This is a genomic window from Kitasatospora sp. NPDC058170 (assembly GCF_042883905.1).
Taxonomy (GTDB): Bacteria; Actinomycetota; Actinomycetes; order Streptomycetales; family Streptomycetaceae; genus Kitasatospora.
Window position 1 is genome coordinate 13998 of the sequence record NZ_JBHVUV010000027.1, and the last position, 13383, is coordinate 27380.

The following is a 13383-nucleotide window of genomic DNA, read 5'->3' on the forward strand; positions in this document are numbered from 1 at the left end:
CTCGTCGGACGAGGGCGGCACCTTCCGCGGTATCCGGCACCGGCCGATCCGGCACCGGCCGGTACCGCTACCGCCGGTACAGCGGCTCGCCGGGCAGCCGGGCGTCGGCCGGCAGCACGGCCAGGCTCAGGCCGCGGTCGAGCCGGACCCGCAGGACCGGATCGGCCGCGACGGCCTGCCCGACCCGCTGCGCGGCCGCCTGGACGGCCTGCTGGTCCAGGCCCGCCTCGAACACCACCGCGAGCAGGCCGTCCCCGTCCTCGTAGGGCGCCAGCAGACCGGTCACCACCTGCGGCTCGGCCGCCAGCAGCGCCCGCACCGCCTCGCGCACCTCGGGGTCGCGCACCGGCGGCAGGTACGGGCGGTTCTCCGCCAGCGCGCGCAGCCGGGCGCCGGACAGCCGGTAGGCCACCGGGCCGGCCGGGTCGATCAGCAGGGTGTCGGCGCGCTCGGAGAAGGCGACCATCGCGGCCTGCGGCGCGGCCACCGGCGCCGGGCGGGCGTCGGCCCGCCAGCGGGCCATCGCCTCCAGGGAGGTGAAGGCGGGCAGCGCCCGGCGGCCGTCGGGGGCCTCGACCACCGGGACGGCCATGTCGCTGGTCTTCTCGTGCTTGTGGCCGTGCTCGTCCAGCTCCACCTCACCGAGGAGCGCGACGATCGGCACCATCAGCCGGGTCGGTGTCAGCGCCGCGAGCACCTCCGGTTCGGCCGTGCGGTCCTCGGACCAGCGTGCGAGCGCCGCGGCGAGCGCCGGGTCGGCGGTGCCGTCGTCCTCGGCGAATCCTGGGTTCGGAATGTTCTTGCGATCCACCCGGCCGACCCTATGCCACCTCACGCCCCCGGCCCGGTCCGGCCGTCCGGGCCCGTCCGGGGCCGGTCGCGTCGCGCCCCTACCCACCGGTAGTGGCGGTGTGGCAGTCTGCGCGCATGGCCACGCCCGAACTCGCCGCCCGCACCGCCCGAACCGCCGCGTCCGCCTTCACCGGGGCCTCGCCGAGTGCCGACCGGGCGCGGTACGACCGGGCCACCGCGGGGCTGGACGGGCCGGTGGCCGTGGTCGACCTGGAGGCCTTCGACGCCAACGCCGCGGACCTGGTGCGGCGGGCCGGAGGCAAGCCGGTGCGGGTGGCCAGCAAGTCGGTGCGGTGCCGGGCGCTGCTGGAGCGGGTGCTGGCGACGGACGGCTTCGCCGGGGTGATGAGCTTCACCCTCGCCGAGTCGCTCTGGCTGGCCCGCCAGGGGTTCACCGACATCCTGCTCGCGTACCCCTCCGCCGACCGGGCCGGCTTCGCCGAGCTCACCGCCGATCCGGCCCTGGCCGGCGCCGTCACCGTGCTGCTGGACGACCCGGCCCAGCTGGACCTGATCGACCGGGCCAGGACCGGCACCGCCGAGATCCGGGTCTGCCTGGAACTGGACACCGCGCTGCGGCTGTTCGGCGGGCGGGTCCGGGTCGGCGCCCGGCGCTCACCGCTGCACGCGCCCGAGGACCTCGGCGCCTTCGCCGAACTGGTGCAGCGCCGCCCGGGGTTCCGGGTGGTCGGGCTGATGGCGTACGAGGGGCACATCGCCGGGGTCGGCGACATCGTGCCCGGGCGGCCGGTGCGCTCGCGGATGATCCGGCTGATGCAGGCCAGGGCGCGGGCCGAACTGGCCGAGCGCCGTGCGGCGGCGGTGCGGCGGCTGCGGCGGGTCGCCGACCTGGAGTTCGTCAACGGCGGCGGAACCGGAAGCGTCGAGTCGACCGTGGCCGAGCGCGCGGTGACCGAGGTGGCGGCCGGCTCCGGGCTGTACCTCCCGCAGCTGTTCGACCACTACCGCTCGTTCCGGGGCCGCCCGGCCGCGCTGTTCGGCCAGCCGGTGGTGCGCCGGCCCGGCCTCGGCGTGGTGACGGTGCTCGGCGGCGGCTACCCGGCCTCCGGCGCGGCCGGACCGGACCGCTCGCCGGTGCCGTACCTGCCGCAGGGGCTGCGCTACGACCCGATGGAGGGCGCCGGCGAGGTGCAGACGCCGCTGCTCGGCGCGGCCGCCGACGACCTGCTGATCGGCGACCGGGTCTGGTTCCGGCACGCCAAGGCCGGCGAGCTGTGCGAGCGCTTCCCCGAGCTGCACCTGATCGAGGGCGACCGGGTGGTGCGCAGCGTCCCGACCTACCGGGGCGAGGGCCAGACCTTCCTCTGAGGGCGGCCGCGCGCAGGTGCGGGCCTCCCGGCGGACCGGCCCGACCCCAAGTCGTCGGGCACTCACCGGGGTTGGACGACCGGTTCCGCGGACCTCGCGGCGGCGAGCTTAGCCAGGCCTTAAAAAGGCCCGATGGGACACCTAACTCGGGTGTCCTGTCGGGCCTTTGCGCTGCACGTACGGCTACAGTCCGTCAAAAAGTACGCCACATCGGGCTATTGCCAGCTGGTCTAGTCCAATCATACGCTCAGCCGGGGGTCAGAGTGCCGGGCCGGCGGCCCCTCGGGCAGACGTGTCCACTCCCCCACACTCTCGGCCCGGACGACGGTCAAGGAGTCCCCACCCCATGTCCTTCAAGCGAAGTGCCCTCTCCGTCGGCGTCCTCGGCGCCGCGTTCCTCGCCGTGGCGGCCTCCACCGCCGGTACGGCCAGCGCCCACGGCACCATGACCAACCCGGTGAGCCGGGTCGCGGCCTGCTACGCCGAGGGCCCGGAGAACCCCAAGTCCCAGGTGTGCAAGGACCTCGTGGCGCTGAGCGGCACCCAGCCGCTGTACGACTGGAACGAGGTCAACATCGCCAACGCGGACGGCCACCACCAGGCGCTGATCCCGGACGGCAAGCTCTGCTCGGCGAACCGGGACAAGTACAAGGCGCTCGACCTGCCGCGGGCCGACTGGCCGGCCACCCCGGTGAGTTCGGGCTCCTTCAACTTCAAGTTCCGCGTCACCGCGCCGCACCAGGGCAACCAGACGGTCTACATCACCAAGCAGAGCTGGGACCCGACCAAACCGCTGAAGTGGTCCGACCTGGAGCCGACCCCGGTCGCGGTGGTCCCGACCAGCCGGACCGCCGCGGACGGCTACTACAACTACACCGGCACGCTGCCGCAGCGCACCGGCCGCCAGCTGCTCTACACGGTGTGGCAGCGCACCGACAGCCCGGAGGCCTTCTACAGCTGCTCGGACGTCGACTTCGGCAAGGCGGCCACCGCCGGGCAGCCGGTCTCGGCCCTCGCCGCCGCCGACGCGCCCGCCGCGCCGAGCGAGCAGCAGATCACCGCGGGCCAGTCCAAGTCCACCGTGTCCCACAACGGGCACGGCGGCAACGCCAACGAGCCGGCCGGCGCGGTCGTTCCGACCGCCAACGCCGCCGTCGGCACCTCGGCCACCGGTCCGCTGCTGCTGAGCGGCGCCGCCGCGATCAGCGTCGGCTGGGCCGGCATGGTTCTCCGGCGTCGTCGTATCGAGGCTGTTCGACGCGACGCCTGACCGCCGGAGGCCGGGACCGGGCCGTTGACCGACCCCCGTGCGGTCCGGCCCCGGCCGATGCCCCCGCATCGAGCCCGACCATGACGGCGGCCCACCCGGAATCCGGGTGGGCCGCCGTGCGTGAGCAGCGCGGGGCCGGTCAGGTGTTGGCGCCGCCGTCGGCTCCGCCCGGGCCGCCGCCGGGGAAGGCGGGGATCTTGCCGGTGTAGTCGGCGATGCCCTTGACGATCGTGTCCATCACGGCGACGTCGGGCGCCTTGTCGGCGATGTCGAAGCCGAGGTGGACGGCGACCAGGTTCTTGCCGTCGGCGGACGGGAAGACCACGGTCTGGACGTAGCCGTCGTTGCCCTTCACCGCGTCGACCTTCCAGCGGACCAGGTAGCCGTCGCGGCCGTCGACCTTGACCGCCTCGGACTTCAGCTCCTCATGGGAGTTGATCTCGCTGTAGGACTCCTTGGCCGCCTTGTCGATGTCGGCCTTGGCGGCCGCCTGGACGTCGCTGCCGGCGCCGGCGATCCGGTTGGTGTTGGCACCGCCGAGCGAGCACTGGGCGGCGGCGCCGGTCGCGCCCTCGCACTTGTAGGAGCCGATGCTGAGCGCGGCGTAGCCGTCGCTGGTGGTGCCGCCCTCCCAGCCGGAGGGGACGGGCAGGGTGATCCGGTTGACCAGGTCGGCGGCGGTCCCGCTGCCGGCCTGCTTGCCGTCCCCGGAGCCTCCGTTGCCGCCGCCCTTGCCGCCGTTCCCGCCCTTGCCGCCGTTCCCGCCGCCGTTGCCGTTGCCGTTGCCGCCGCCGTTCCCGTTGCCACCGCCGTCGTCACCACCGCCGCCGAAGTCGGGCAGGCCGCCCCAGGGGCCGTCCCCGCCGCGCGGAGCGGGCTGCGGAACGGCCCGGTGCGAGCCCCGCTCCCCGTCGTGGTCCATCGCCAGGTAGGTCACGCCGGAGCCGACGCCCAGCCCGAGCACGGCCGCCACGGCGGCCGCCACGACCGCCGTGGAGGGCTTGCGCCGGGGCTTCGGCGGCTGCGGCGCGGCCGTGCCGTAGGCGGCGCCGAAGGGGGGCGGCTCCGGGTAGCGGACCGTCGGCCCGCTGCCCAGCACCTCCCCCTCCAGCACGGTGGTCTCGGCGGCCGTCTCCGGCCCCGGAGCCGCCGCGGCCTGGGGCGGCGGGGCGTCCGAGGGTGCGGGCCGGGTGCTGGCCGTCCAGCCGTTGCCGTCCCACCAGCGCTGCGGCCTCGGGTCGCCGCCGGTGTCCTTGGGGTCCGGGTACCACCCGGCGGGGATCTGCTCGCTCACGAAAGAGAATCTAAAGGGAGCCGGATAAACGCGATATCAGCGCGGCCCCGAATTCCCGGTGTTTTCCATGAGATTCCGGTGAGAACCCCCGGGCGGGCCTGCAACACGGCCTGCAACAGGGCCTGCAACGGGCCTACAACGGGGTGACGTAGGCCCCCGCGATGCCGCCGTCGACCAGGAACTCGCCCGCCGTGATGAAGGACGAGTCGTCGCTCGCCAGGAACGCGACGGCGGCCGCGATCTCCTCCGGCCGGGCGAAGCGGCCCAGCGGGATGTGCACCAGGCGGCGCGCCGCCCGCTCCGGGTCCTTGGCGAACAGCTCCCGCAGCAGCGGGGTGTCCACCGGCCCGGGCGACAGGGCGTTGACCCGGATGCCCTCCCGGGCGAACTGCACGCCCAGCTCCCGCGACATCGCCAGCACCCCGCCCTTGGAGGCGGTGTACGAGATCTGCGAGGTGGCCGCGCCCATCCTGGCCACGAAGCTGGCGGTGTTGATGATCGAGCCGCGCCCGTGCCGCCGCATGTACGGCAGCGCCGCCTTGCAGCACAGGTAGACGGAGGTCAGGTTGACCTCCTGGACCCTGCGCCAGGCCGCCAGGTCGGTGGTCAGGATGGAGTCGTCCTCCGGCGGCGAGATCCCGGCGTTGTTGAAGGCCACGTCCACGCTGCCGTAGGTCTCGTAGGCCTCGTCGAACAGCGCCTCGACCATGTACGGGTCGGTGACGTCGGTGTGCACGAAGAGGCCGCCGACCTCGGCGGCGGCCGCCTTGCCGGTCTTCTCGTCGAGGTCGGCGCAGACCACCCGGGCCCCCTCGGAGGCCAGCCGGCGGGCGGCGGCCAGGCCGATGCCGCTGCCCGCACCGGTGATCACGGCCGTGCGGCCGACCAGTCGCCGGCAGACCGGAGCGTCCTTCGCGGTCGCGGCTGGCTTCTCGGTCATGGGGGCTCCTACTCCTCGGACCCTAGGGCTCGGTGTGGATGAAGACGTTCTTGGTCTCGGTGAAGTGGCGCAGCGCGTCCGGCCCCAGCTCACGGCCGATGCCGGACTCCCCGAAGCCGCCGAAGGGCGTCCAGTACCGCACCGAGGAGTGCGAGTTGACGGACAGGTTGCCCGCGGCCACGCCCCGGGCCAGCCGCAGCGCCCGGCCCAGGTCGCGGGTCCAGATCGATCCGGAGAGCCCGTAGCGGGTGGCGTTGGCGAGCCGCAGGGCGTCCGCCTCGTCCTCGAAGGGCAGCACGACGGCGACCGGGCCGAAGATCTCCTCGGTGACGGCCGGCACGCCCGGGTCGGCGGGGGCGAGGACGGTCGGCGGGTACCAGAAGCCGGGGCCCTCGGGCACCGCACCGCGGGCGAGCACGGGCAGGTCGGGGGTGACGTAGGAGGCGACCCGGCGGACCTGGGCGGCGGAGATCAGCGGCCCGAGCCGGGTGTCGGGGTCGGCCGGGTCCCCCGTGCGGACGGCCTCGACGGCGGGCAGCAGCAGGGCGAGGAAGTCGTCCACGGCCTCGCGCTGCACCAGGATCCGGCTGCGCGCGCAGCAGTCCTGGCCGCTGTTGTCGAGGAAGGACATCGGGTCGGCGGCGCGGGCGAGGTCGGCGTCGGCGAAGACGATGCTGGGGCTCTTGCCGCCGAGTTCGAGGGTGACCCGCTTGGCGCGGGCGGCGCAGCGGGCGGCGACCTCCTTGCCGACCACGGTCGAGCCGGTGAAGACGATCTTGCGGACCGCCGGGTGGTCGACCAGGGCCCGCCCGGTGGTGCCGCCGGCGCCGGGGACGACCTGGAACAGGCCCTCGGGCAGCCCGGCGGCGAGGGCGAGTTCGGCCAGCCGCAGGGCGGTGAGTGGGGTCGCCTCGGCGGGCTTGAGCAGCACCGCGTTGCCCGCCGCGAGGGCCGGGGCGAAGCCCCAGGCGGCGATCGGCATCGGGAAGTTCCAGGGGGCGATCACGCCGACCAGGCCGACGGGCTCGTGGAAGGTGACGTCCAGGCCGCCGGCCACCGGGATCTGCCGCCCGGTGAGCCGCTCCACTCCCCCGGCGGCGTACTCCAGCAGGTCGCGGACGTTGCCGGCCTCCCAGCGGGCGTTGCCGACGGTGTGGCCGGCCTCGCTCACCTCCAGTGCGGCGAGTTCGGGGATGTGCACGTCGACCTGGTCGGCGAAGCGGCGCAGCAGCCGGGCCCGGTCGCCGGGGGCGAGGGCGGCCCAGCCCTGCTGGGCCTTGAGCGCGCGCTGGACGGCGGCGTCGAGCCGCTCGGGGGTGGTGTCGGGAACGGTGGCGAGGACGGCGCCGGTGGTGGGGTCGAGGACGTCGGTGGCGCCGCCGGTGGGCTCGGGCATGGTGCTCACATCCGCTCGAAGGATCGGTAGCGCTCCCAGTCGGTGATGGCGCCGTCGTAGGCGGCCTGTTCGACCCGCGCCATGTTCAGGTAGTGGTCGACCACGTCGGTGCCGAAGGCGGCGCGGGCGAGGTCGCTGCGCTCCCAGAGGTCGGCGGCCTCGCGCAGGGTGGCGGGGACCCGGGCGTACTCGTCGACGGCGTAGGCGTTGCCGAGGCAGGGGGCGGGCAGGTCGAGTTTCTGCTGGAGGCCGTGCAGCCCGGCGGCGATCATGCCGGCCACCGCGAGGTACGGGTTGACGTCTCCGCCGGGGACGCGGTTCTCCATCCGCAGGCCGGGGCCGTGGCCGACCACGCGGTAGGCGCAGGTGCGGTTGTCGCGGCCCCAGGCGACGGCGGTCGGGGCGAAGGAGCCGGGCCGGTAGCGCTTGTAGGAGTTGATGTTCGGCGCGTAGAGCAGGCTGAACTCGCGCAGCGCGAGGAGCTGTCCGGCGAGGAAGTGCCGCATGGTGTCGGTCATCCGCCCGTCGCGGCCGGCGAAGGCGGGGGCGCCCACGGCGTCGCGCAGCGACAGGTGGATGTGGCAGCTGTTGCCCTCGCGCTCGTCGTACTTGGCCATGAAGGTGAGTGCGCAGCCCTGTTGGGCGGCGATCTCCTTGGCGCCGGTCTTGTAGACGCTGTGCTGGTCGCAGGTGGTGAGGGCGTCGGTGTAGCGGAACGCGATCTCGTGCTGGCCGAGGTTGCACTCGCCCTTGGCGGACTCCACGACGAGCCCGGCGCCGGCCATCTCGTTGCGGATCCGGGCGAGCAGCGGTTCGACCCGGGCGGTGCCGAGCAGCGAGTAGTCGACGTTGTACTGGTTCGCCGGGGTGAGGCCGCGGTAGCCGCCGAGCCAGGCCTGTTCGTAGGTGTCGCGGAAGACCAGGAACTCCAGTTCGGTGCCGATGTCGGCGGCGAGGCCGTACTCCGCGAGGCGTTCGATCTGGCGGCGCAGCAGCTGCCGGGGCGCGGCGGCGACGGGGCGGCCGCCGTGCCGGGCGAGGTCGGCGGTGACCTGGGCGGTGCCGGGCTGCCAGGGGGTGAGCCGCAGGGTGGCGAGGTCGGGGCGCATGGCGAAGTCGCCGTACCCGGTCTCCCAGGAGGAGAGGGCGTAGCCGTCGACGGTGTTGAGGTCGATGTCGACGGCGAGCAGGTAGTCGCAGGCCTCGGCGCCGTTCTCGGCGACCTCGTCGAGGAAGAAGCGGGCGGCGAAGCGCTTGCCCTGGAGGCGGCCCTGCATGTCGGTGAAGGCGAGTGCGACGGTGTGGATCTCGCCGGTGTCGACCAGGGCGCGCAGCTGGTCCAGGGTGAGCGGCGGGCGCGGCGGCGCGGCGGCACCGGGGGTGTTGTCGGGCATGGCGGAACCCTCCTCCTCGATCACTCAGCGAGATCGATCGGTCACAGCGAACCGTACGGCCTGGCCCGGACGGCACGGAAGAGGGCGGACGGGTGTGGCGCGCCGATATGCGTGATTGACGAGGGAACGGGCGGTGCGGGAGGAGAATGCCCGCCATGGATCGCAGGCCTTTCATCGGCGTCAGCACCTACGTGGTGGACGCGAGTTGGAGCGACTGGCGGGACCGCCGGGTGGCGCTGGTACCCGAGCGGTACACCGCATACGTACGGGATGCGGGCGGGATCGCGGTGCTGTTGCCGCCGGACGCCGCGGAACGCGCGCCGGAGGTGCTCGCCCGGTTGGACGCCCTGGTCATCGCGGGCGGACCGGACATGGACCCGGCGTACTACGGGCAGCCGCCGCACCCCCGCACCGAGGTGGACTCACCGGAGCGGGACCACTGGGAGTCGGCACTGATCCGGGCGGCGCTGGCGGCGGGCATCCCGCTGCTGGGCATCTGCCGGGGCATGCAGGTGCTGAACGTGGTCTGCGGCGGCTCGTTGGTGCAGCACCTGCCGGACGTGGTCAGTCCGGACGTGCACGGCGGCTCGCCCGGCAGGTACGGGGAGCACACCGTGCGGCCGGTGCCCGGGACGCTGCTCGGCGGGCTGCTGCCGGAGAGCGAGCTGACCGTGCCGACCTTCCACCACCAGGCGGTGGACCGGCTGGGCGCCGGCCTGCGGGTGGGCGCGTACGCGCCGGACGGCACCATCGAGTCGGTGGAGGGGCCGGGCTTCACGCTGGGCGTGCAGTGGCACCCGGAGCAGGGCGAGGACCTGCGGGTGATGCAGGCGCTGGTACGGGCGGCGACGGCGGCCCGGTCGGTGCCGCTGGAGGCGGTGCCCGGCTAGCAATTCCCTCCGGGTGAGCCTGAGTTGTCGCGTGGCGGCCGACGGCCGGGACGGGCTACGGCGTCACCGGGTCGGGGTGGGCGGACTGCCGGGCTGCCGCGAGGAGGCTCGGCAGCATCCGCTCGGCGTGCTCCGCGTACCCGCGCGGGGAGGGGTGGACGCCGTCCGGGCCGAGGAGTTCGTCGGCCCGGTCGCGGAAGTCCGTCCCGGCGGAGGGGGCCAGGACGGCGCCGACCCGCTCGGCCGCGCGGGTCTGCAGGCGGGCCAGGCGCCGGGAGCGGCGGGCGCCCGCCCAGCGGACCGGCGCCCGGAAGCCGGGCCCGTACCCGGGGTTGGGGCAGGGCACCACGACCAGCTGCCAGCCGGTCTCGCGCAGGGCCCGCACCAGGTGGGCGAACCGCCGTGCGGAGCGGCCGAGCGGGATCGGCAGCAGGGCGTCGTTGCCGCCGACGATCAGCACCGCGATGCCGGGCCGCAGCCTGGCCGCGCGGACCGTCTGCCACTGGAGGCCGGCGGTGGTGGCGCCCACCCGGGCGAGCACCCGCAGGTCCACCGGCCGGCCGAGCCCCTCGCCGAGGGCTTCGGCGAGGCGGGCGCCCATGGTCTCCTCGCGCCGCCCGGCGCCGAGGCTCTGGGCGAGCGAGTCGCCCAGCATCAGCAGGGTCAGCGGCCGGTCGTCGGCCGGCCGGGCCGGTCCGTACCGCCCGTCGGCGACCGGCACGGACCAGTCGGCGGGCGGGCGGTGCATCAGCAGGCGGCTGTAGAGCCGGGCGGCGGCGAGCCGGATCCGGCCGAACGGGCCGCCGGCGCGGCGGGAGCGGGGGCCGGCCCCGGCCGGACGGGTGTCCGGCGGGGCGGTCGGGGCGGTCATGGTGGAACTCCGGATCGGGCGCGGGGGACGGGCGGACGGGGACGGGCGGGGGCGGGCGGACGGGACGGGGCCGGCGGACGGGCGGGGGCGGGCGGACGGGACGGGGCCGGCGGACGGGCGGGGACGGCGGACGGGTCGGCGGGGTTCAGGCGGCGGTCAGGACGACGGCCGCGTTCTGGCCGCCGAAGCCGCTGGACACCGAGACGGCGGCCCGGACGTCGAGCGGGCGCGGCACCTTGGTGACCACGTCCAGGTCGATCGCCCCGTCCATCCGGTCGAGGTTGGCGGTCGGCGGGATCAGCCCGTGCTGCAGGGTGAGGACGGTCAGCGCGGCCTCGATGGCGCCGGCCGCGCCCATGGTGTGGCCGATCACGCTCTTGTTGGCGGTGACCGGTGGCGGGCGGTGGAATACCCGGTGCAGCGCCGCCGCCTCCGCCGGGTCGTTCAGCGCGGTACCGGTGCCGTGTGCGTTGACGTGGCCGATCTCGTGCGGCGCCAGTCCGGCGTCGGCCAGCGCGGCCTCGACGGCCCGGGCCAGGCCGTCGCCGTCCGGGCGGGGCGCGGTGAAGTGGTAGGCGTCGGCGGCGGAGCCGTGGCCCGCCAGGTAGGCGCGCGGGCGCACTCCGCGCGCCCGGGCGTGGTCCACCCGCTCCAGGACCAGGACTCCCGCGCCCTCGCCGAGGACGAAGCCGTCCCGGTCGGCGTCGAACGGGCGGGAGGCGCCGACCGGGTCGTGCCGGCGCCGGGAGAGCGCGCCGAGGCGGTCGAAGGCCGTCGCCACCATGGGCGAGCGCGGGCTGTCCGTGCCGCCGGCCAGCACCACGTCGCAGGAGCCGGCCCGGATCAGCCCGCAGGCCAGGCCGAGCGCGGTGGTGCCGGAGGCGCAGGCGGTACTGGTGACCAGGCTGGGGCCGAGCACCCCGAGGTCCAGGCCGACCTCCCCGGCCGCCATGTTGGGGATGCTCCGCGGAAGCATCAGCGGCGAGACCCGGTCGGGCCGGCCCTCGTCCATCCGGGCGTACTCCACCCGGTAGTGCTCGACGCTGTTGGCGCTCACGCCGAGCACCACGCCGACCCGGGTGCCGTCCCACCCGGCCGGGTCGAGCCGGGCGTCCGCGACCGCCTCCCGGGCGGCCAGGACGGCGAGTTGGGCGAACCGGTCGAGCCGCCGGGCGAGTCGGCCGCCGAGCAGCGCGGGCGCGTCGTACGCGTCGACACGGCAGGAGAAGTCGACGTTCAGTCCGGCCAGGGCCGGGTCGTGCCGGGCCGTCGGACGCCCGTCGCAGAACCGCTCCCAGGTGGCCGCCGCGCCGAACCCGGCAGGGGTGACCATCCCGAGTCCGGTGACCGCGACCGCCTTCCCGGCGGCCTGGCGCACCGTCACCGCGCTGCTCCGGCGGCCAGGTCCCCGTCGGCGAAGGCGGCCAGCTCGCCGAGGGTGCCGTCGGGCCGGATGTCGGTCACCGTGACGCCGATCCGCTCCTCCACCAGCAGGGAGAGCTCGACCAGGGCCAGGCTGTCCAGCTCCAGCGAGGCCAGGGTGGCGGCCGGGCCGACCCGCTCGGGGGCGACGTCGAACTCCTGGACGAGGCAGTCGCGCAGGATGGTGTAGGTCTCGGACACGGAGAGGCCTTTCGATGACGGAGGAAGCGGAGGACGGAGGTCGCGGGGCAGGGGCGGGGAACGCGGGGGTCAGTCGGGTTCGGGGCCGAGAACGGGCAGGGCGGGCAGGGCGGCGGCCGCCGGGTCGCGGCCCGGCAGGCGGGACCAGGCGAGCAGGGCCGCGAGCAGGGCGGCTCCCCCGCCGACCCAGGAGGCGTCGGCGAGCCCGTCGGTGAAGGCGCTCCGCGGGTCCGACCCGCCGCTCGCGCCGCCCAGCGCGGTGGCCAGGACCGAGCCGAGCACCGCCACCCCCAGCGTCGAACCGACCTGCCGGGTCGCGTCGTTGAGCGCCGAGCCGACACCGGCCATGGCCTCGGGCACCGCGCTCATCACCAGTTCGGTGGCGACCGGCGCCAGCAGTCCGGCGCCGAAGCCGGCCACCGCCTCGAAGGCCAGCACCGGGAGGTCCCCCGAGTCGGTGCCCAGCCTGGCCAGCTGGACGAAGCCCGCGGCGATCAGCAGCTGTCCGCCGGCCGCCGGCACCCGGGCGCCGCACCGCCGGGCCACCACCGGCCCGAGGACGGCGCCCGCCGCCAGCCCCAGCGACAGCGGGACCATCCGGACGCCGGCCTGCCAGGCGGACAGGCCGCGCACCTGCTGGAGGTAGAGCGTCAGCAGGAACATCGCGCCGAACATGGCGAAGGACATCAGCGCCAGCGACAGCGTCGCGGGCCAGACCGGGCCGCCGCGCAGCAGCCGGACCGGCACCATCGGCGCCGCGCACCGCAGTTGCCGCAGCACGAGGCCGGTGAGCAGCAGCGCCGCCGCGCCGAACGCGGCGAGCACGGCGGCGCTGGTCCAGCCGTGTCCGGGCGCCTCGATGAAGGCCCAGACCAGCGCGAGCAGTCCGCCGCAGGAGAGCAGGGCACCCGGCCAGTCCAGCGGCCGGGTGGCGGGGTCGCGCGACTCCGGCAGGACGGCCGCCGCGGCGGCGAGGACGGCCGCGACGACCGGGACGTTCAGCCAGAACGCGGCCTGCCAGCCGTACCGGTCGACCAGCCAGCCGCCGGCGACCGGCCCGAACAGCGCGCCGACCCCGGCCACCGCCGCCCAGATGCCGATCGCCCGGCGCCGCTGCGCCGGATCGGGCAGCACGTGCACGATGGTGCAGAGCGTGGCGGGCATGAACAGCGCCGCGCCCAGTCCCATCCCGCAGCGGGCGGCGATCAGCTGGGCCGCGCCGGTGCCGGTGGCACCGGCGGCCGAGGCGAGCCCGCACAGGGCGAGCCCGAGGCCGAACGCCCGCCGCCGGCCGTAGCGGTCGCCGAGCGCGCCCGCGGCCAGCACGCAGCCGCCGAGCGCGAGCGCGTAGCCGTCGACGATCCACTGGGTCTCGGCCAGGCTCGGCCCGAGGTCCTCGCGCAGCCCGGGGATCGCGACGTTCAGGACGGTGAAGTCCAGGCCGATCAGGAACAGCGCGGCGCAGACCACGGCCACCGCCGCCCACGCCCGCCGCCCGGTCACCGGCGCGTTTCGCTGAGGCAC

12 protein-coding genes are annotated in these 13383 nt (G+C 75.4%); 3 read left to right on the plus strand and 9 right to left on the minus strand.

Annotated elements, in window-relative coordinates; genetic code table 11:
* Window positions 1-67: 67 nt before the first annotated feature.
* Entirely contained in the window at window positions 68-811 is a 744-nt protein-coding gene (locus ACFVVX_RS27835) for an SseB family protein (RefSeq protein WP_387949412.1), read from the minus strand.
* 116 nt (window positions 812-927) lie between these two features.
* On the opposite strand from ACFVVX_RS27835, the gene ACFVVX_RS27840 reads away from it, so the two are divergent.
* Both ACFVVX_RS27840 and ACFVVX_RS27845 read left to right on the plus strand, forming a co-directional pair.
* Window positions 928-2181, plus strand: coding sequence for an amino acid deaminase/aldolase (locus tag ACFVVX_RS27840; protein ID WP_387949413.1), 1254 nt, complete (start codon window positions 928-930; stop codon window positions 2179-2181).
* A 346-nt stretch (window positions 2182-2527) separates the two neighbouring features.
* The gene (locus ACFVVX_RS27845; protein WP_387949415.1) at window positions 2528-3451 is read left to right on the plus strand and encodes a lytic polysaccharide monooxygenase; all 924 of its coding nucleotides are present in this window, start codon (window positions 2528-2530) and stop codon (window positions 3449-3451) included.
* A 139-nt stretch (window positions 3452-3590) separates the two neighbouring features.
* On the opposite strand, the gene ACFVVX_RS27850 is transcribed toward ACFVVX_RS27845, so the two are convergent.
* The 4 genes from ACFVVX_RS27850 to ACFVVX_RS27865 form a co-directional block, all read right to left on the minus strand.
* Entirely contained in the window at window positions 3591-4745 is a 1155-nt protein-coding gene (locus ACFVVX_RS27850; RefSeq protein WP_387949417.1) for a DUF2510 domain-containing protein, read from the minus strand.
* Window positions 4746-4878: 133 nt separating this feature from the next.
* Window positions 4879-5685: a 3-oxoacyl-ACP reductase gene (locus tag ACFVVX_RS27855; protein ID WP_387949419.1), complete on the minus strand. Its 807-nt coding sequence runs from the start codon at window positions 5683-5685 to the stop codon at window positions 4879-4881.
* Window positions 5686-5707: 22 nt separating this feature from the next.
* Entirely contained in the window at window positions 5708-7081 is a 1374-nt protein-coding gene (locus tag ACFVVX_RS27860; protein ID WP_387949421.1) for an aldehyde dehydrogenase family protein, read from the minus strand.
* Window positions 7082-7086: 5 nt separating this feature from the next.
* Entirely contained in the window at window positions 7087-8475 is a 1389-nt protein-coding gene (locus tag ACFVVX_RS27865; protein WP_387949423.1) for a glutamine synthetase family protein, read from the minus strand.
* Window positions 8476-8630: 155 nt separating this feature from the next.
* Between ACFVVX_RS27865 and ACFVVX_RS27870 the strand changes: the two genes are divergently transcribed.
* On the plus strand, window positions 8631-9365 hold the full coding sequence (locus ACFVVX_RS27870; protein WP_387949424.1) for a gamma-glutamyl-gamma-aminobutyrate hydrolase family protein: 735 nt from the start codon (window positions 8631-8633) through the stop codon (window positions 9363-9365).
* A 55-nt stretch (window positions 9366-9420) separates the two neighbouring features.
* On the opposite strand, the gene ACFVVX_RS27875 is transcribed toward ACFVVX_RS27870, so the two are convergent.
* The 4 genes from ACFVVX_RS27875 to ACFVVX_RS27890 form a co-directional block, all read right to left on the minus strand.
* Window positions 9421-10236 (minus strand): SGNH/GDSL hydrolase family protein, encoded by an 816-nt coding sequence (locus ACFVVX_RS27875; RefSeq protein WP_387949426.1) that lies wholly within the window; start codon window positions 10234-10236, stop codon window positions 9421-9423.
* A 145-nt stretch (window positions 10237-10381) separates the two neighbouring features.
* Window positions 10382-11620: a beta-ketoacyl-[acyl-carrier-protein] synthase family protein gene (locus ACFVVX_RS27880; protein WP_387949428.1), complete on the minus strand. Its 1239-nt coding sequence runs from the start codon at window positions 11618-11620 to the stop codon at window positions 10382-10384.
* On the minus strand, window positions 11617-11859 hold the full coding sequence (locus ACFVVX_RS27885; protein WP_387949429.1) for an acyl carrier protein: 243 nt from the start codon (window positions 11857-11859) through the stop codon (window positions 11617-11619). The genes ACFVVX_RS27880 and ACFVVX_RS27885 overlap by 4 nt, the downstream gene beginning before the upstream one ends.
* 69 nt (window positions 11860-11928) lie before the next feature.
* The gene (locus ACFVVX_RS27890) at window positions 11929-13383 is read right to left on the minus strand and encodes an MFS transporter (RefSeq protein WP_387949430.1); all 1455 of its coding nucleotides are present in this window, start codon (window positions 13381-13383) and stop codon (window positions 11929-11931) included.